The organism is uncultured Roseibium sp., from assembly GCF_963675095.2.
In the GTDB taxonomy this organism is placed as follows: Bacteria; Pseudomonadota; Alphaproteobacteria; order Rhizobiales; family Stappiaceae; genus Roseibium.
In genome coordinates, this window is sequence record NZ_CAXXSJ010000028.1 from 231228 (window position 1) to 247623 (window position 16396).

The 16396-nt window shown below is 61.9% G+C and carries 15 protein-coding genes and 2 pseudogenes; 8 read left to right on the top strand and 9 right to left on the bottom strand.

The genetic code is table 11. The annotated features are described in order from the left end of the window. Nucleotides 1-158: 158 nt before the first annotated feature. Nucleotides 159-707 (top strand): Hpt domain-containing protein, encoded by a 549-nt coding sequence (locus ABIN98_RS10770; protein ID WP_346909839.1) that lies wholly within the window; start codon nucleotides 159-161, stop codon nucleotides 705-707. Nucleotides 708-744: 37 nt separating this feature from the next. Here the strand turns inward: ABIN98_RS10770 and ABIN98_RS10775 are convergent, their stop codons facing one another. The 4 genes from ABIN98_RS10775 to ABIN98_RS10790 form a co-directional block, all read right to left on the bottom strand. After that, a complete protein-coding gene (locus tag ABIN98_RS10775; protein WP_346909841.1) occupies nucleotides 745-1899 on the bottom strand; it encodes a DUF2336 domain-containing protein in 1155 nt (384 codons plus the stop codon). 111 nt (nucleotides 1900-2010) lie between these two features. Continuing rightward, complete coding sequence (locus ABIN98_RS10780; protein ID WP_346909843.1) at nucleotides 2011-3048, bottom strand: transglycosylase SLT domain-containing protein; 1038 nt, start codon at nucleotides 3046-3048, stop codon at nucleotides 2011-2013. A gap of 251 nt (nucleotides 3049-3299) precedes the next feature. After that, entirely contained in the window at nucleotides 3300-3902 is a 603-nt protein-coding gene (locus ABIN98_RS10785; protein ID WP_346909845.1) for a flavin reductase family protein, read from the bottom strand. A gap of 5 nt (nucleotides 3903-3907) precedes the next feature. Then, the gene (locus tag ABIN98_RS10790) at nucleotides 3908-4429 is read right to left on the bottom strand and encodes a nitroreductase (protein WP_346909964.1); all 522 of its coding nucleotides are present in this window, start codon (nucleotides 4427-4429) and stop codon (nucleotides 3908-3910) included. Nucleotides 4430-4717: 288 nt separating this feature from the next. Between ABIN98_RS10790 and ABIN98_RS10795 the strand changes: the two genes are divergently transcribed. Further along, nucleotides 4718-5809, top strand: coding sequence for a hypothetical protein (locus ABIN98_RS10795; RefSeq protein WP_394701480.1), 1092 nt, complete (start codon nucleotides 4718-4720; stop codon nucleotides 5807-5809). A 109-nt stretch (nucleotides 5810-5918) separates the two neighbouring features. On the opposite strand, the gene thrS is transcribed toward ABIN98_RS10795, so the two are convergent. The 4 genes and pseudogenes from thrS to ABIN98_RS10815 form a co-directional block, all read right to left on the bottom strand. Then, a complete protein-coding gene (thrS, locus tag ABIN98_RS10800) occupies nucleotides 5919-7889 on the bottom strand; it encodes a threonine--tRNA ligase (protein ID WP_346909849.1) in 1971 nt (656 codons plus the stop codon). Nucleotides 7890-7994: 105 nt separating this feature from the next. Beyond that, nucleotides 7995-9459 (bottom strand): annotated as a pseudogene (locus ABIN98_RS10805) (RimK family protein). Between the two features lie 6 nt (nucleotides 9460-9465). Then, nucleotides 9466-10593: a GNAT family N-acetyltransferase/peptidase C39 family protein gene (locus ABIN98_RS10810; protein ID WP_346909851.1), complete on the bottom strand. Its 1128-nt coding sequence runs from the start codon at nucleotides 10591-10593 to the stop codon at nucleotides 9466-9468. 181 nt (nucleotides 10594-10774) lie between these two features. Next, nucleotides 10775-12532: pseudogene (locus tag ABIN98_RS10815) on the bottom strand (B12-binding domain-containing radical SAM protein). 391 nt (nucleotides 12533-12923) lie between these two features. On the opposite strand from ABIN98_RS10815, the gene ABIN98_RS10820 reads away from it, so the two are divergent. From ABIN98_RS10820 to ABIN98_RS10845, 6 genes are read left to right on the top strand one after another with little or no spacing between them, the layout of a single operon-like run. Continuing rightward, nucleotides 12924-13613 carry an SDR family NAD(P)-dependent oxidoreductase gene (locus ABIN98_RS10820; RefSeq protein WP_346909966.1) on the top strand — a complete coding sequence of 230 codons (690 nt, stop codon included), beginning with the start codon at nucleotides 12924-12926 and terminating at the stop codon, nucleotides 13611-13613. 44 nt (nucleotides 13614-13657) lie between these two features. Beyond that, nucleotides 13658-13837 (top strand): hypothetical protein, encoded by a 180-nt coding sequence (locus ABIN98_RS10825; RefSeq protein ID WP_346909853.1) that lies wholly within the window; start codon nucleotides 13658-13660, stop codon nucleotides 13835-13837. After that, nucleotides 13837-14001: a hypothetical protein gene (locus tag ABIN98_RS10830; RefSeq protein ID WP_346909855.1), complete on the top strand. Its 165-nt coding sequence runs from the start codon at nucleotides 13837-13839 to the stop codon at nucleotides 13999-14001. Before ABIN98_RS10825 ends, ABIN98_RS10830 begins: the two co-directional genes overlap by 1 nt. Then, complete coding sequence (locus tag ABIN98_RS10835; protein ID WP_346909857.1) at nucleotides 13998-15086, top strand: Rieske 2Fe-2S domain-containing protein; 1089 nt, start codon at nucleotides 13998-14000, stop codon at nucleotides 15084-15086. Before ABIN98_RS10830 ends, ABIN98_RS10835 begins: the two co-directional genes overlap by 4 nt. Nucleotides 15087-15088: 2 nt before the next feature. Beyond that, the gene (locus ABIN98_RS10840; RefSeq protein ID WP_346909858.1) at nucleotides 15089-15853 is read left to right on the top strand and encodes a hypothetical protein; all 765 of its coding nucleotides are present in this window, start codon (nucleotides 15089-15091) and stop codon (nucleotides 15851-15853) included. Continuing rightward, entirely contained in the window at nucleotides 15850-16074 is a 225-nt protein-coding gene (locus tag ABIN98_RS10845; RefSeq protein ID WP_346909860.1) for a hypothetical protein, read from the top strand. The genes ABIN98_RS10840 and ABIN98_RS10845 overlap by 4 nt, the downstream gene beginning before the upstream one ends. On the opposite strand, the gene yidD is transcribed toward ABIN98_RS10845, so the two are convergent. Beyond that, nucleotides 16071-16391, bottom strand: coding sequence for a membrane protein insertion efficiency factor YidD (gene yidD / locus ABIN98_RS10850; protein WP_346909862.1), 321 nt, complete (start codon nucleotides 16389-16391; stop codon nucleotides 16071-16073). The genes ABIN98_RS10845 and yidD overlap by 4 nt on opposite strands. Nucleotides 16392-16396 lie beyond the last annotated feature (5 nt).

Here is a 16396-nt window from a genome sequence, read left to right on the forward strand (position 1 = left end):
CAGCCTGCCCGTGCGCCTGCCCCCCCGCGCCTTTCTGACTAACAAACTGTTAAGCAGATTTACGCATACTGAAACGCGAATTTAAGCCCCTGGTCCGGAGATCAGGAGATAATCCCGGCGTTGCGGAAAGCGCCTGCGAAATGCGGCGAGGCAAAGGTATGACCATGGCTGCAAAGCCTCTTGAGGAAGAAGGGCGGGAAATCCTCTCGCCTCCGACGGATCTCCGGAAAAAGGTACGCGTCTTGAGCAAGCGCGAGGCGAAGAACTTCGACCCGGTGAAGGCGGCCGAACAGGCTCTTGAACGGCTTTCGGGAAAATTCGACGGCTGGATGAGCAATGAGACATCCGAGCTGACGGATGTCTACGACACGATCCGCGCCGAAGGGCTCACCAAGGCGAACCTGGAGACGCTCTTTCAGGCGGCTCACAACATGAAGGGCCAGGCGCTCACGCTCGGCTACCCCCTTGTGGGGTCTGTTGCCTCCAGCTTCTGCCGCCTGCTGGAACATGTTCCCGGCCCGGACAAGTTGCCGCTGTCCCTGGTAGAGCAATATGTCGAGGCGATCCGGGCTATGGTCGCCGAAGGCGCCCGCGACACGGACAACCCGACCGGTGCGGCCCTTGCCGACAGGCTTTCGGAAGTGACCGAAGACTACCTTGCCCAGTTTCCGCCCAAGGCCGAAGACGACGAGTTGATGATCGGCTGAGCGGCACCTGCCGCCATTACTTTTCCGAAGGCTTTCCTCAGGCGGCTTTCAGCGCTTTCTGCAAATTGCCTTTGACGAAGGCCCGTGCCTCCAGCCGTGCCACATCGACCGCGAACCGTCGCAGGAACGCGGCGATATCCTCGTCCGCTCCGAGCGCTCCGTCCTGAATTTCCGACAACAGGGCTTCGGTCAGCGTGCGCGCCTGCTCCAGGCTCATGTCCCGGGTGAAATCCGCCTCGGCACTACGGGCGATTTCGATGGCCAGCAGAAAGGCCTGGTGAGATCGGAGCGGCAATCCCGCCTTGCGCAGAACCGCTTTCAGCGCCGGCAGGCGGACCGACATCAGCAGCGGTTTCAGCCGGTCCGGCGGAACGTTGCCGAGAAGGGAGAGGGCTGCCGCAAACAACCGCAATCGGCCGCAACAAACGGCCCGCAGCAGGAATTTCGTCGTCAGCAGGGCCTCGGCGCGTAGGTGCTCCACGAAGTCCGGCATTTCCCTGTCTGAAGCTTCCAGGGCGAGATGCAGGGTGACCTTGTCCGCCGCATCCGCCAAGAACTCCTCCTTCAGGTGATCCGGCACCTTTTCGGCAAACATGGGATGGGTTTCCAGCCGCTCCGCGAACCGGCTGAGCAGCTTGTGGCGCAGGGTCAGGGACAGACCGGGCCGATTCAGCAGTGCCTCGCTCACCGGCATGACGGCTTCGTGGCGCTCGGCAATGCGAACCAGGCTGGATTTGAGGATTTCGGCCGACCGGTTTTCCAGCATCACCTGACAGGCCCGGGCACAACCGACCTCGGCAAGGGCCGCGGCAACGACCGGCTGGAGCCCCTTCCGGCTGGCGATGGCGCATTGAATGCGGTCCGAACCCTGTGCCAGGGCGTCAACGAGTTCAACCTCGGTAAAGATCGGCGAGGATGTGAGGACGATTTCGGCAACGGCCTCGACGTCCTCCGACAGGCTGAGAATAACGTGCCGCGGGGCCTCGCCGTGTTCCGCCAGGCTTCGCGCCAGAGCCTCCCTCACCTGCGGACAGGGATCGTCCAGAAGGAATGTGAGGGCCGCAGCAGCGGCCCTGCGATCTTCCTCGCTCAGGTCGGAATAAAGCCAGGCACGGGCAAGGGCACCGGCAGCGTCTGCGCGGGGCGCGTCCGGAGCATTCTCAACCCAATTCAGAAACTCTCGTATGATCATGGTGACGCACAACTGGTCTTCGGTTCAGGTTCAAGCCTGACATCAAAGACTTAACGATCGGTTCACCATAAATATGACAATCCGCACGCGAGGACCGGCGCTGGGACCCACTCAAGCCGGTGGCAACAGATCCTTTTGATCGTCATCTTCCTTGAAGCGCAGGAATTGCGTCAGATCCAGCGGGCGGTGACGTTCTGCCGCCGCCAGTTCCTGGGCCGCAACCTGCGAGGATGCGCTGCTCGTGTATCGGCTGTCGGAGACGGCCGTGAAAGCCGAGGTATAGGCGGTGTTGACCCCGGTCGTTGCCGAAGCCGGGTCATTCCGGAACAGGGCCTCGAACGGGTTCCGCGTTTCCGCGGCTCGGAATGCGTTCAAGACGCGTTGCGTCGCCTCATCCAGATTCTCCGGCAGGGTCTCTGTCAGGGTCTCCGGTATCCCTTTGTCGGGCACCGGCTGGCCACTGGCGACCCGCACCCCGTCTGCCGGCTTCGCATTCGGAACAGCGGCGGAACCGGAAAGGCTTGCGATCATGGTGACCGCATCGTGTTTGGAAACGATAGCCTCATAGACTTCCGAGGCTGTCCGGGGCGAGCCGCTCCGATCATAAAAGATCGACCGGTTGGCCCGCGCCTGGGTCGGGAACAGCTTGTCGGCGCGCATATCAGCATTGTCCTGGGTCGCGCTGATGAGCCGGTTCGCCCCCGATGCGCCCAGGAAATGCGCCATATACAACTCACCGTCCGTCGGATCGCGTCCGAGCTTCTGGCTCAGTTGAGCAGCGTTTTTCTGGGTGAGTTCCCCGGCCAGAACAGATGCGATTTCCGGATCCTTGCGCAGGTCAAGAATTTCCTGGCGCATGTCCGGATCCTTCACCCGGTACTTGCCGCTTCTGGTCTGCTCGATCTGGTCTGCGTATTTGCCCAGCCCATGTTCCGGCCCGGCCTGCTTCATGGTCTCAAGCCAGGTGGATTCGATAAACTGGAAAAGCCCGGTCGCGCTCGAAGTGCTGGCTTTGGCCTGTGGATTGAATGACGATTCCCGTGCCGCCGTCTTCACCAGGTACTCAAAGGAGGTACCTGTCGATGTACTTGCGGACTGAAATGCTTGCTCGATCCGAGACGCGATCGAGGCGGAGTCAGCTACACGCATGATCCCTTCTCCCCGATGGAACCGTTACTAGTTGGTTAACTTCGCGCCTCAATGGTTAACAAAATCTTAACAAACGACATCCTGGAAGATATTCGGGATGGAAGTCACCTCTTTCACACGAACGACTTGTCAAATTTACCGAAAACTATGTCCTCAGGCTGTGAACAAGCCAAAAGAAACGGCCGGGACGCCCCCAAAGGCGCACCCGGCCGACTCAGCAATTTGGCGATGGTTTTCGCAATTTGCGAAAATCAGTCCTGCGGACGGGTCATCTCGAAGACTTCGTCGGTGACCGCGTAATCCTTGTATCCGAGGCGGGTCAGCGGCCGGACACGGGTGATGTCCAGACGGCCGTCGACGATGACGCTGTCATCGATATAAACGGCGACCACCTGGCCCAGCACCATCCAGTTATCCGCATCCTTGCCATCGACATCCTGCAGGCGAATGGTCCTCAGGTGCTTGCACTCCAGCGCGGTATAGGCCTTGGCGACCCGCGGTGCCTTGACGAGCCGCGACGGTGCCGTTTCAAGGCCGGCCCGTTCGAACTCCGACTCGCCATGCGGCAACGGCGCGGAGGATGCGTTCATGGCGTCCCTCAGGTCGTAGCTCACCATGTTGCAGACGAACTCTCCGGTTTCGTCGATATTGGCCACACTGTCCTTGTAGCCGTTCGACGAAAACATCACGATCGGCGGCGTGTCGGCGACCGCGTTGAAGAAGCTGTAGGGCGCCAGGTTCGGACGCCCCCCCTTGTCGAGGGAGGAAATCCAGCCGATCGGCCGGGGGGCGACGATGGCCTTGAAAGGATTGTAGGGCAATCCGTGATCGTTCTTTGACGTTTCATAAAACATGGGGTTCAGCTCTCCGACCAGTCAGTGCAAATCTGCGCCAGTTCCGGGCGCGGGCGTTCGAACGGCGCCTGGGTCGGCGTACCGATATGGATGAAGCCGGCGAAGCGCTCCCCGTCCTTCGCACCGAGGAACCGGCTCGCTTCCTCATCGAAGGCATACCATTCGGAAATCCACTGGGCGGCATAGCCCGATGCCGTGGCGGCGCTGACCAGGTTCATGCAGACAGCACCTGCGGACAGCTCCTGTTCCCAGACCGGGATCTTCGGATGGACGGCAGCGCAGCTGAGGACACCGACGACGAGCGGTCCGCGGGCAAAGCGGGTCAGTTCCTGCTGCCGGCGCGCTTCGTCCAGCTGCGCCCCTTCTTTCGCCTCTGCGATTTCCAGGAGCTTCTCACCGATCCGCTCGCCCTGTCCGGCCCGATAGATCACAAAGCGCCAGGGGGCGAGTTTTCCATGGTCCGGCACACGGGCCGCGACGGTCAGTATATCCGTCAACTCCGATTCCGAAGGTGCGGGAGCCGTCATGGTGACGGAAGGATGCGAGCGGCGCCTGAGAAGGAAATCGAGAGCCTCCTGGCAACGGGGCGCGAAATTCGACATATGGGGATCGCCTGTCTTAGAGGTGTCAAGGTTAGGGTCATGACCCTGGAAGTCTCTGCCGCATTGAGGTAATTCATCGAACGCGGTTGTCAACTTTTAACGAATAGGTCTTGAATTTGCCCGATTTTTCGGCACACAAGACAGGAGCATAAAAAAGCGTATGCATGACGTGGCAGTCGTGAAAAGAAACCGCCGTAAGGTATCGGGGTAAGAATGGGCAAGTTCGGAATCGTGAAGCGATCTTGCAAAGCGGCAGTTATCGGCCTGACAGTGATCGCAGGCCTCGTTTTCGCGCCTGCGACCGTGGATCTGCCCGGTTTCACAGGCGAGGCGCATGCCCAGACCGCGCCGATGCCCCCTCGGGCAAAACCCGATCCCAACGCACCGGCCGCCGCACCGGAAAATCCGATCGAAAACCTGCTCGACCGTGAACCCGAGCCGCTGTTCAGCGACGCACTGGTTCCCTATGCGCCGACGCAGTTGCCCGGCGACGCCTTCCCTGCCGGAACCAAGCAGGGTGCGCTCTACCTGATGGCAAAGCTTACCCGCGACAGCAAGTCGCTCGAGAATGGCCTGATCTGGCGCATCTACAGCGAAACCACCAATGAGGACGGCCGGCTTGAGCTTGTTGCCACCTCCCGCGGCGGCGATGCCGAATTCCGCCTCGATCCCGGCGCCTATCTGATTCACACCGCGTACGGACATGCGACCGCGACCAACCGGATCGTCATCGGCCGGGACGTCATGTCCAAGATGGTGATCCTGAACGCGGGCGGCATCAAACTGGATGCCATGCTGACCCAGGATCAGCAGATCAGGAACGGTACGGTCGAATTCGATATCTACGGAACCGAGTACAACGAACGCGGCGAACGCAATCTCGTGGCCCAGGACATCAAGCCGGGGACGATCGTCCGGCTGAATTCCGACACTTACCATGTGGTCAGCCGTTACGGCGGCGCCAATGCGGTCGTGCGGGCCGACATTCAGGTCATTCCCGGCAAACTGACCGAAGCGACCATGTATCATCAGGCCGCCGACATCACGTTGAAGCTCGTCAACGACCCGGGCGGTGAAGCGATCGCCAATACCTCCTGGTCCGTCTTGAGCCCGGGCGGCGACGTGGTCGTGGAAGCAAATGGCGCATTTCCGGCCTTCGTCCTGTCCGCCGGTGAATACGAAGTGGTCGCGCGGAACAACGGCAAGATTTTCCAGCGCAAGTTCAAGGTCGCATCGGGCGATGACAAGGAAGTGGAAGTCCTGGCGAACGCGAGCGATGCGGCGCCGGCCAGCGTGACGCAGTAGAACTGGCGCTCACGCCCGGTTCGGCAGTCTCTTTCAGCTTAATCACAGACATGGCAGCACGGGGAACTCACGCTCTATGAGCGCGAGTTCCCCGTGATTGGCTTGTGTCTTACTTGAGATCCGGCGCGACTGCTTCTTCGGCGAAAGCCGCGATTGCCTCGTCCAGCCCCATGGAGGTCTGGTCCTTGGAGCCGAGACGGCGGACGTTCACGGTCCGCTCTTCGGCTTCCCGCTTGCCACAGACAATGATCGCCGGGATCTTGGCCAGCGAATGTTCGCGGACCTTGTAGTTGATCTTCTCGTTGCGGAAATCGGTCTCCACCTTGAGACCGGCCGCCCGAAGCTTCTCGGCGACTTCCTGACCGTAGTCGTCGGCATCGGAGGTAATCGTCGCCACGACCACCTGCAGCGGTGCCAGCCACAGCGGGAAATGCCCGGCGTAGTTCTCGATCAGGATCCCAAGGAACCGCTCCATCGAGCCGCAGATAGCCCGGTGGATCATGACCGGGGTCTTCTTCTCCCCGTCCCTGTCCACGTAGAAGGCACCGAACCGTTCAGGCAGGTTAAAGTCCACCTGGGTGGTACCGCACTGCCATTCACGGCCGATGGCGTCCCGAAGCGTATATTCGAACTTCGGCCCGTAGAAGGCGCCCTCGCCCGGCAGGATGTCGGTCTTGATGCGGCCGCCGGACTGATCGGCGATCTGCTTCAAGACCTTTTCCATCACCGCTTCGGCGTGATCCCATAGCTCGTCGGAGCCGACGCGCTTTTCCGGCCGGGTCGACAGCTTGACGACGATTTCGTCGAAGCCGAAGTCCTTGTAGACCGACAGGATCAGGTCGTTGATCTTCAGGCATTCCGCCGCCATCTGCTCTTCGGTACAGAAGATATGCGCATCGTCCTGGGTGAAGCCGCGCACGCGCATCAGCCCGTGCATGGCGCCCGACGGCTCGTAGCGGTGCACCATACCGAACTCGGCAAGGCGCAGCGGCAGGTCGCGGTAGGATTTCAGTCCGTGCTTGAAGATCTGAACGTGCCCCGGACAGTTCATCGGCTTCAGCGCGAACACCCGGTCGTCCTCGGCTTCCGTATCGGCGCACTGCACGGAGAACATGTTCTCCTTGTACCAGCCCCAGTGACCGGAGGTCTCCCACAGCGAGGTATGCAGCACCTGCGGCGCGTTCACCTCGTCATAGTCGGCGTCCAGCCGGCGGCGCATATAGGCCACCAGCTTCTGGAACAGGCTCCAGCCCTTGGCATGCCAGAAGACGACGCCGGGTCCCTCTTCCTGAAAATGGTACAGGTCCATTTCCCGGCCGAGCTTGCGGTGGTCGCGCTTTTCGGCTTCCTCCAGCATGTGAAGGTAGTTCTTCAGGTCGCTGTCGCTCGCCCAGGCGGTGCCGTAGATGCGGGTCAGCATCGGCTTGGTGGAATCGCCGCGCCAATAGGCGCCGGCCACCGTCATCAGCTTGAAGGCATTGCCGATCTTGCCGGTGGAGTCCATGTGCGGACCGCGGCACAGGTCGAACCACTTGCCCTGGCGGTAGATCTTCAGGTCCTGATCTTCCGGGATCGCGTCGACCAGTTCCACCTTGTAGGCTTCGCCCATGTCGGCGAAGACGTCCTTCGCCTTGTCACGGGTCCAGACTTCCTTGGTGAACGGCTCGTTGCGGGCGATGATCTCGCGCATCTTCTTTTCGATGACGGTCAGATCGTCCGGCGTGAACGGCCAGTCCTCGCGGGTGTCCGGATGGACGCGCTTGAAGTCGTAGTAGAAACCGTTCTCGATCACCGGGCCGATTGTCACCTGGGTGCCCGGCCACAACTCCTGCACGGCCTCGGCCATGACATGGGCCGCATCGTGGCGGATCAGTTCCAGCGCACGCGGTTCGTCACGGGTGACGATCTCGATGCTGGCATTGGCGGTGATCGGATCGGAAAGATCCCTCAGCTCGCCGTCGATCGAGACGGCCACGGCCTTTTTTCGCAAGGACTTGGAAATGCCTTCGGCGATCTCGGCACCGCTGATGCCGGGTTCGAATTCGCGCACGGAATTGTCGGGGAAAGTCAGGCTGATCATATCTTTTCTCCAGCTCACTCCTGCAGACAAGGCAGGTAAGCGTTTCTCGTTTGATTGATGCGCCTTCACATAAGCGATTTGGGCGGGAGGGGCAACCTCGTGCTGCTACCTGTTCTCCAGCCGCTTCAGGTACCAGCGGATCAGCTGGTCCCAGACGATGTCCTTTTCCGCCGAATCCTCGCAGCCGTGGTCGAGGTTGGGATTGTCGTTGACCTCGATGACCACGACCCGGTCGCCGATCTGTTTCAGGTCGACACCATAGAGCCCGTCTCCGATCAAGCGCGCGGCGCGGATGGCGGTTTCCACGACCGCGGGCGGAGCCTCGGCGAGCGAGGTGGAGCGGAAGCTGCCCTCGACCGACTTCTTGCCGTCCTCGTGGCGCACGATCTGCCAGTGCTTCTTCGCCATCAGGTACTGGACGGCAAACAGCGGCTCGCCGTCGAGCACGCCGATACGCCAGTCGAATTCGGTCGGGCAATATTCCTGTGCCAGTATGATGTCGCTGTCCTCGAACAACTCCTTCAGCTTGCCCCGGATCGCCTCCTCGCCCCGTCACCTTGAACACGCCCCGGCTGAAAGACCCGTCCGGGATCTTCAGGACCACGGGAGACCCGAGCCGCTCTTCCAGCTGGTCCGCCTCTTTCAGCGAGGACAGGATTACCGTCTTCGGCGTCGGAACACCGTGTGCCTCCAGCAGCTCGGCCAGATAGACCTTGTTGGTGCAGCGGATCATGGAGACCGGATCGTCGATCACCGGCATGCGCTCCTGCACCGCGCGCCGCGCGAAGCGATAGGTGTGATTGTCGATATTGGTCGTCTCGCGGATGAACAGGGCGTCGTACTGGGCAAGCCGGTCCAGATCGCCCTTGCCGATCGGCACCAGTTCCACGCCGTGGCGGGCGGCGACCTTCGCCATGTATTTAAGCGAGGAAATGCTTGAGGGCGGCAGCTCTTCCTTCGGATCGGAGAGCACGGCCAGCGCATATTTCATCACCGCACGCTGTTTCGGCGCCCGCCAGGGACGGTGCGTGTAGCGCTCCAGCGCCTCGATCAGAAAGGTGCGGCGCGGCGCATCCAGTTCGGTGATCGCCAGCGGACGGATCTTGCGGATCGCCCGCCATTCGCCCGGCTCGACCGTGACTTCCAGGATCGGGGTCCGGTACCAGTCGAACAACAGCCGCGCGAAGGGCTCCAGTTGCTCGTTGCCGGTCTGCCCGAGACAGACGGTGATCCTGGAAATCTCCGCCGCCGCATCCCCAATCTTGCGGAAGCACTGGTTCAGGCTGTTTTCCAGTTCCGGCAGGGCGTGATTGTAGAGCTGCTTGCGCGACAGCTCGATCATGGTCTCCACGCTCGGCAGCACCCTGTGCTGGCGCGCCTCGGCCAGCAGAGAGGCGTAATAGCCGGCCCCCTGGTAGGCGAAGGAGCGGGAGAAGTTCAGGATATTCGGATTGATGCCGGTAAACAGCTTCGGCCGCATCAGGTAGTCCCTGACGGTCATGACCTTGTGCGCCGTATCCGCGTTGGAGATGTCTTTCAGATTATCGACGAGAATGACCCAGGTCGGCATGCGTCCCTATTCCTTTCGTAATATGACCTGAGCGCGGACAGCCGTCCGGCCCCATCGCGCCATGCGCTCGAATTCCGCATCCGGGATCGGCAAATTGGCCGCATCCGCGGGGCTTTCGTGCCGTTCGTGTTCCAGCCACGGATCATGGATGATCAGATGGCGCTCGTCCTGATCGTGCACAAGAATCCAGTGCGGGACTTTCTGACCGAACATGCGGTAGCCGGAGATCAGCACGATCGCCACCGCGCCCTTGGCGACCTCCGCCGCCAGCTCCCGGGCCATCAGCGGCTGGTCAGATGAGGTCACGCCCAGCGCCTGCGCGTCCCTCCGGTAGCCCTCCTGCACCAGTTTCATGATTTCCCGCTTTTCCGGATCGCGCACGGAAGCCAGGAACAGCGGTTCGTCCGGCGACAGCCGCACCTCCGCCGTCAGCCCCTTGCGCGCAGCCGCCGTCGCCAGGCCGAACGGCCCGCAACCGCCGTGCCCGGAGGCCAGATAGATCGTCGTCGCCTCGCGCCAGAACGAGAGCTCGGTCAGGGTATCCGTCGGAAAATCACTGTCGAACTGCTTCGCCGCCATGATGAGGCAGGCCGGACCGCAGGTGAATTCGGTGGTCTGCGCGTAATAAGGCGCCCGGCCTCGACCCAGACCGGGTCTATCACCGGGGCCATGCAGCAGTTTTTCCATACGGAGCGCGGTGCAGCCGTCCTCGTAATAGTCCGGAACCTGTCCGCAAGGGCGGTAGCCGGACGCGCGGTAAAGGCCGATCGCAGCCTCGTTGTCCTCGCGCACCTCGAGCCGGAGCACGATCCGCTCTTCCTCGAAGGCCGCACGTTCGCTGGCGGCAAGCAGTCGCCGGGCGATCCCCGCCCCTCTACAATCCGGGTCGATGGCCAGCGAATAAAGCCGGGCCAGCGCCGTGCCGCTGCGCAGAAGGATCAACGCGTAGCCGGCGATCTTGCCCGCGGTCTCGGCCACGAGAAGCCGCGCGGTCGAGCGCTCCAGAAACCGCCTAAAACTGCGCCGCGACACGCGATCGGTTTCAAAACAGCGGTTTTCAAGCGCGACCAGACCGTCCAGATCCTTCGGATCGGCTTCCCTGATTATGATCGGATTATCAGCATCGTCGGGCAATCATTCGGCCCCGAAAACCCGGCGTCCAGGCGCCGGTAAATTGAACCTTTGCTCCGGCTGTCAGGCGGCCGCAAAAAGACTCGCCCGCTGCCGCCGGCAGCGACAGCCTCAATACTCCTATCGCGCGGTTCTGTCTTGCGAAAAACACAAGGTCCGCAACGTCACGGACAATTTCGAATTTTTAGCCGGCGACCTTCGCGCGGTCCTTGCCCGACTGTCGCAATTCGGCGTCACGCTTGGCCTTGGCAACGGCTTCCTGACCGCCACGGGTCTCCATCATCATCGACAGGTCGTTCTGATTGTCCTGGTCGACCGGTGTTAGCGCAAGGTCCGTGTAGGTCTTGCGATCCGGCGCCCGCTTGATCGCCTTGTAGCGCCAGTAGAACTTGGCAACGTTGCTGACGATCGCCCAGTGCTTGGAAACGATCTCGGTCAGGTAACGGGGATAGAAGACCAGCGGGTTTTCGATCGGCAGGCCCGAGCGGCGGTCAGTGCGCACCTTGATCCGGAAATAACCGCCCTCCAGCGGATGAACGCCTTCGTAGCGTACCATCAGCCAGAACCACATCATCAGGAACAGCTTGTTGCCCGGCCGGCCTCTGGGATGGGCCGCCGCCCGGCGCAGCACCGTGGTGACGTGATCCATGCTGTAATAGCTGTCCCAGGCGGCGCGGTAGGCATCCTCCCATTCGGCGTCGGACATCGTCGGATGATGGCTGACCCGGTGGTTCAGATCGTATTTGTTCAGATCCGGATCCATCCAGATGCCCTTTTCCAGAAGCACCTTGTGGTCCTCCGATCCGGGCAGCGGCGTCAGGAAGAAGAACTCCAGGAGGTCGAGCGGCAGTTCCTTCTTGATGATCTCGATGTCCCGCAGGACGGATTCCTTGGTATCGTTCGGGAACCCGATGATGTAGCCGGCATAGGTGGTCGCGCCATGGTCGCGCCAAGCGAGCAGCATCTCGCGGTATTCGGTGATCTTGTTCTGCCGCTTCTTGGCGGCCATCAGGTTGTCCGGGTTGATGTTCTCAAGCCCGATGAACACCCGGTTGACCCCGGCCCGTGTCGCTTTCTCGATGAAGTTCTTGATCCGGTGGCACAGCGTGTCGACCTGGATGATGAACTTGATGTCGAAACCTTCTTCCTCGCGCAGATAGATCAGCCGGTCGAACAGCTCTTCCCAGTGGCGGTTGCGGGCGAAATTGTCGTCGGTGATGAAGAAGCGGTTGATCTTCTGGGCGTAGTTGTCGCGGATGATCCGCTCCAGGTCGTCGGCGGAGCGGGAACCGGCTCTTGCGGCCCTGTACGTTGATGATGGTGCAGAAAGAGCACTGGAACGGACAGCCCCGGCCCAGATCGAAACTGGAATGGGAGCCGGCGGTGAACTGGATGTGCTTCGACGGCAGGATCGGCGTCGGCTCGCCATCGAGCGACGGCAGGTCCGACATGTAATTGTAGATCGGCTTCAGCTCACCTGCATAGGCGTGCCGGAAGACCTCGTCCAGACGCAGATCCTCCGCTTCGCCGGCGAAGAAGGTAATTCCCATCTTCTGCGCGTCGACCATCTCCTGCGGCATTTCCTTGAGCATGGACATGCATCCGGAAACGTGGAAGCCACCGATGGCAACCTGCAGGTCCGCCTTCAGGAACTTCTGGGCCAGATCGACCGCGCGCGGGAACTGGTTGGACTGAACCCGACCAGGCCGATCAGGGCCTTGCCGCCGGACTCCCGGATCATGCGGATGATCTTCGCCGGTTTCACCCGCGTGTTGGTCTCGTCATAGGTGTGCAGATGGATCCGGACATCGGGGCCCGAGCGCCTTCCGTCGATCGCAGCCTCTGCCAGGCCGTTCAGGCAGGCAAGCGTGTTGGAGGGGATCGCGGAACGTAGCCATTGAATCGGGTAGCCGTCGTCGTCGTAATGCGTCGGCTTGATCATGATGAAATGGAAGTCTTCCACGTGCAGCTCTCCACCCTTCCGGGTTTTCTGTATTTTTCTCGGGCGACCTCGCACCGGCTTGACAGCTGGTCAATGCTTAATCCGGAAATCCGGCCGCATTTCGACCGCGCCTTCCGTAGCGGCGGCGCCGTACCGCGATTGCGGGGACGCCTACATAGCCAGCGTTGAGTCTTTTCGAATCGGAATCTGAACGTGGATGGCGAAACGCCGGTCACGCAAGTGTCAGCCGGCCTGCGCGGCATGATTGTTGACCTGCGACAATTTGGCAGCCAGCATTGGATTGAGCGCGTTTTGCGGACGGCCGGTCGCAGGGGAACGGGACGCGGAACTTCCGCGCCGGGAGGGGAGCATCATGAAAGATCGCATTGTCATGGTTACAGGCGCATCGGGCAACCTCGGCAGCGCCGTCGTCGATACGCTGCAGGATGTATGTGCAGGTGTCGTCTGCGTGAATTTCAGCGACCCCCGGCATGGAACAGCTCGAGCCGGGCGCCAGTGGAAAAGCCGCTTTGCTGAAGATCGGCGGCATCGACACCTCCAAACCCGAAGCCTGTCAGGCGGTTGTCGACAAGTGCCCTTGCGACCTTCGGCAGGCTCGATGGCCTCGTCAATACGGTCGGCGGTTTCGGCATGGGCCCTGTCGATGATGACGGTCTGGGCGCTCTGGGAAAAATTCATGTCGATGAATGCGAAGACGGCCTATTGCATCAGCGCCGCCGTACTGAAGCCCATGCAAGAGGCGGGCTACGGGCGCATCGTGCATATTTCCGCGGCCCCCGGGCAAAAAGCAGGCGCCCGCCAGGCCGCCTATGCGGCCTCCAAGTCGGCCGTCCTCCGCCTGACGGAAGCCATCGCTGCAGAAAACCGGAAACATGGCATCTCCGCCAACTGCATTCTTCCCGGCACCATCGACACCCCGCAGAACCGGGAGGCGATGCCGGATGCGAAGACCGACACCTGGGTGAAACCGGAATCGATCGCCCGGCTGATCGCCTTCCTGATGACGCCGGAGGGAGGCGTCACGACCGGCGGCGCCATTCCCGCAACCGGCAAGGTTTAGGTCGCCGATGCTGGCGTTTTCCGATCCCGTCGCCGTGGGGCCTGATGGTATGGGCTGCCGCCGGTCTGGTGACGGGCATCGCGTTCCTTCTTTACGGCATCGACCGGATCGATGAGGCCGCAGAGGGCGCCTATGCGGTGCGGCCTCTTCTGCTTCCCGGCATCGTTCTCCTGTGGCCGCTGGTCCTGTGGCGCTGGTGGGTCCTGTCGCGGGGAAGCCACTGATGCAACGCAGACACCGACGAGCCCATGCCGCCATCTGGACGCTGCTGGCAATCGCCCTGCCCGTGGCGCTGACCGTCATTTTCCTGAGCTACCCCAAACTTTCCAAAGACGCGCCGGCCATACGGCTGGATGAACCTAGCAAGACGGCAACAGGACAATCATGAGCGTTTCCTATCAGCCCGTCCTCTGGAACCGGACCAAGCTCATCTACGACGCCGTGCTGATCGTTGCGATCGTCGCCTATGTGCTCATCTTCCTGAAGCTCGGCCCGATGCTCTCGCAGGCAATGGCGGAGACAAACGTTCCCATCCTGCGGATGCGCGCCTTCGGGTCGCTTGCCCTCATCCTGCTAACGGTGGTGCTTGCCATTGGACCGCTTGCCCGGCTCGACGTGCGCCTCATGCCGCTTCTCTACAATCGCCGCCATTTCGGCGTGATGACCGCGATCGTCGCCGCCACCCATGCCTGGTACGTGCTTGCCTGGTATTTCGCCTTCAGCCCGACGCCGCAATTGCTCGCACTCTTCACCAGTAATACGAGCTTCGGACATGTGGCGGGGTTTCCCTTCGAGCTGTTCGGCGTGCTGGCACTGACGATCCTCGCCGTGCTCGCCGCCACCAGCCACGATTTCTGGCTCTCCTTCCTGTCTCCTCCCCTTTGGAAGGCGATCCACATGAGCGTCTACGGGGCCTATGCAGCCGTCGTGCTCCATGTGACGCTTGGGGCGCTCGCCGATGGCAAGAACGCGGCCCTCGGGGTCTTCCTGTTCATAAGCCTCGGGACCCTGTGCGCCTTGCACCTGATCGCCGGCAGGCGGGAGCGGGCCGCCGACAAGGCGGCTTCAGCGCAGGATGAAAAGACGCACTGGATCGACATCGGCGACCTCACGGAGATTGCCGAAAACCGGGCGATCATCGGAGCGGCACCCGGCGGCGAGCGCATCGCCGTCTTCCGCTCCAAGGGAAAACTCTCCGCACTTTCCAACCTGTGTTCGCACCAGAACGGCCCGGTCGGCGAAGGTAAGGTCGTGCTCGGCCTGGTCACCTGCCCATGGCACGGCTACCAGTACCGGCTCGAGGACGGCTGCTCGCCACCGCCCTTCAAGGAACGCATCCGCAAGTACCGCGTCGCGCTGTCCGGCACCCGTGTCCTGGTCGATCCGGAGCCCCTGCCGCTCGGTACCCGGTTGGAACCGCTTTCCATCCCCGAAGAGCAACTCGCGGCATCAGCTGCCTCGAGCGGAGGCTGACCATGCTGAAACCACCGGAGCGCGGCTTCTTCGTCGGCTATTTCAAGAAAGTGCCTGCCGACATCCGCCGGTTGATGCTGGTCTTTATCGTGACCTTCGTTGGAGCCTTTTCCGCCGCCGCCTTTGTCGTCGCGCTCGACACGGACAGCCCGGGTTCCGGATCCTTCGCCGGCCCACCGCCGGAAGGCGAACTGACCGGAACCATCGACCTGCTGCCCTATCCCGTTCTTCGGGTCGCGGCTTCCGCCGGCAAGCCGGCCCGGGCCGTCATGCTGGCCGGAACCGGCAAATTCGGCGTTTCGGACCGGGCAGAAAAGCTGGAAGGACAGTCGGTGGTCGTTGGCGGCTTTCTCGCCAGGCGCGGCGACCTAGAGATGCTGCTGGTCGGCGACAGGATGGAGGCGGAGGATGAACAACCAGCGGACCTGCCGGTGCCCACCACTGCGCAAGACCTGGGCCGCTGGCGCCTGACCGGGGAAATCTGCGACGGGAAATGTGCTGCCGGTGCCATGCGCCCGGGCACCGGCCTTGCGCACAAGGCCTGCGCCAACCTGTGCATCAGCGGCGGCGTGCCGCCTGTTTTCGTCTCCACTGCGCCGGTCGAAGGCCACAACTTCTTGCTGATGGCCTCCGCCGACGGCGGACCGATACCGAAATGGCTGCTGGACAGAACCGCCGTCCCGGTGGTGCTGGAAGGCCGCGTCGAACGCCGGGACGACCTTCTGGTCTTCAAGGTGGACCGGGAAGCAAAAGGCGGCGGCACATGAGCGGACCGACGAAATCTCCAGCCCGGCACCTGATTGGCCGGCACCTGATCGGATTGTCCGTAACCATCCTCGCACTGGCCATCATCGTGTGGGTGTGGCGGGACGGTCTGAACTACCTGAACGGAACGATTTTTTCCGAAATGCGCTATCTCGCCTTCGCAGGCTTCGTCGTCGTGTTCCTGACCGCCGTCAACAAGGTGACAGACAAGTTCCTGCACTAATCCAGCCGGTGCTCTTTCTTGATGTGCGCGCCCGTCCAGTGGCCGTACCGCCAGGGGCGGAACCAGTTCCGGCCCCTCGGCAGGTGATCGGGAACGGGATCGTAGCCCGAAGGACCCCAGGGATTGCATCTCAGAATCCGGGACAGTCCGATCCAACCGCCGGCCCACAGCCCGTAGGTGCGGATCGCCTCTTCGGTATATTCCGAACAGGTCGGTGCATAGCGGCAGCCCCGCCCCATGAAGGACGACAGCGTATACCGGTACAGTTGGATCATCCCGATCCCGATGAGTTTCGGCAGGTCTCTGAGAATGGTCATCCCGG

Excerpts from the sequence above, each read along its gene's own strand:
- yidD (WP_346909862.1), bottom strand. The coding sequence starts at position 16,391 with ATGACCATTCTCAGAGACCTGCCGAAACTCATCGGGATCGGGATGATC.
- ABIN98_RS10825 (WP_346909853.1), top strand. The coding sequence starts at position 13,658 with ATGGTATGGGCTGCCGCCGGTCTGGTGACGGGCATCGCGTTCCTTCTT.
- ABIN98_RS10840 (WP_346909858.1), top strand. The coding sequence starts at position 15,089 with ATGCTGAAACCACCGGAGCGCGGCTTCTTCGTCGGCTATTTCAAGAAA.
- ABIN98_RS10770 (WP_346909839.1), top strand. The coding sequence starts at position 159 with ATGACCATGGCTGCAAAGCCTCTTGAGGAAGAAGGGCGGGAAATCCTC.
- ABIN98_RS10820 (WP_346909966.1), top strand. The coding sequence starts at position 12,924 with ATGGTTACAGGCGCATCGGGCAACCTCGGCAGCGCCGTCGTCGATACG.
- ABIN98_RS10845 (WP_346909860.1), top strand. The coding sequence starts at position 15,850 with ATGAGCGGACCGACGAAATCTCCAGCCCGGCACCTGATTGGCCGGCAC.
- ABIN98_RS10830 (WP_346909855.1), top strand. The coding sequence starts at position 13,837 with ATGCAACGCAGACACCGACGAGCCCATGCCGCCATCTGGACGCTGCTG.
- ABIN98_RS10795 (WP_394701480.1), top strand. The coding sequence starts at position 4,718 with ATGGGCAAGTTCGGAATCGTGAAGCGATCTTGCAAAGCGGCAGTTATC.
- ABIN98_RS10775 (WP_346909841.1), bottom strand. The coding sequence starts at position 1,899 with ATGATCATACGAGAGTTTCTGAATTGGGTTGAGAATGCTCCGGACGCG.
- ABIN98_RS10780 (WP_346909843.1), bottom strand. The coding sequence starts at position 3,048 with ATGCGTGTAGCTGACTCCGCCTCGATCGCGTCTCGGATCGAGCAAGCA.
- ABIN98_RS10835 (WP_346909857.1), top strand. The coding sequence starts at position 13,998 with ATGAGCGTTTCCTATCAGCCCGTCCTCTGGAACCGGACCAAGCTCATC.
- ABIN98_RS10790 (WP_346909964.1), bottom strand. The coding sequence starts at position 4,429 with ATGACGGCTCCCGCACCTTCGGAATCGGAGTTGACGGATATACTGACC.
- ABIN98_RS10785 (WP_346909845.1), bottom strand. The coding sequence starts at position 3,902 with ATGTTTTATGAAACGTCAAAGAACGATCACGGATTGCCCTACAATCCT.
- thrS (WP_346909849.1), bottom strand. The coding sequence starts at position 7,889 with ATGATCAGCCTGACTTTCCCCGACAATTCCGTGCGCGAATTCGAACCC.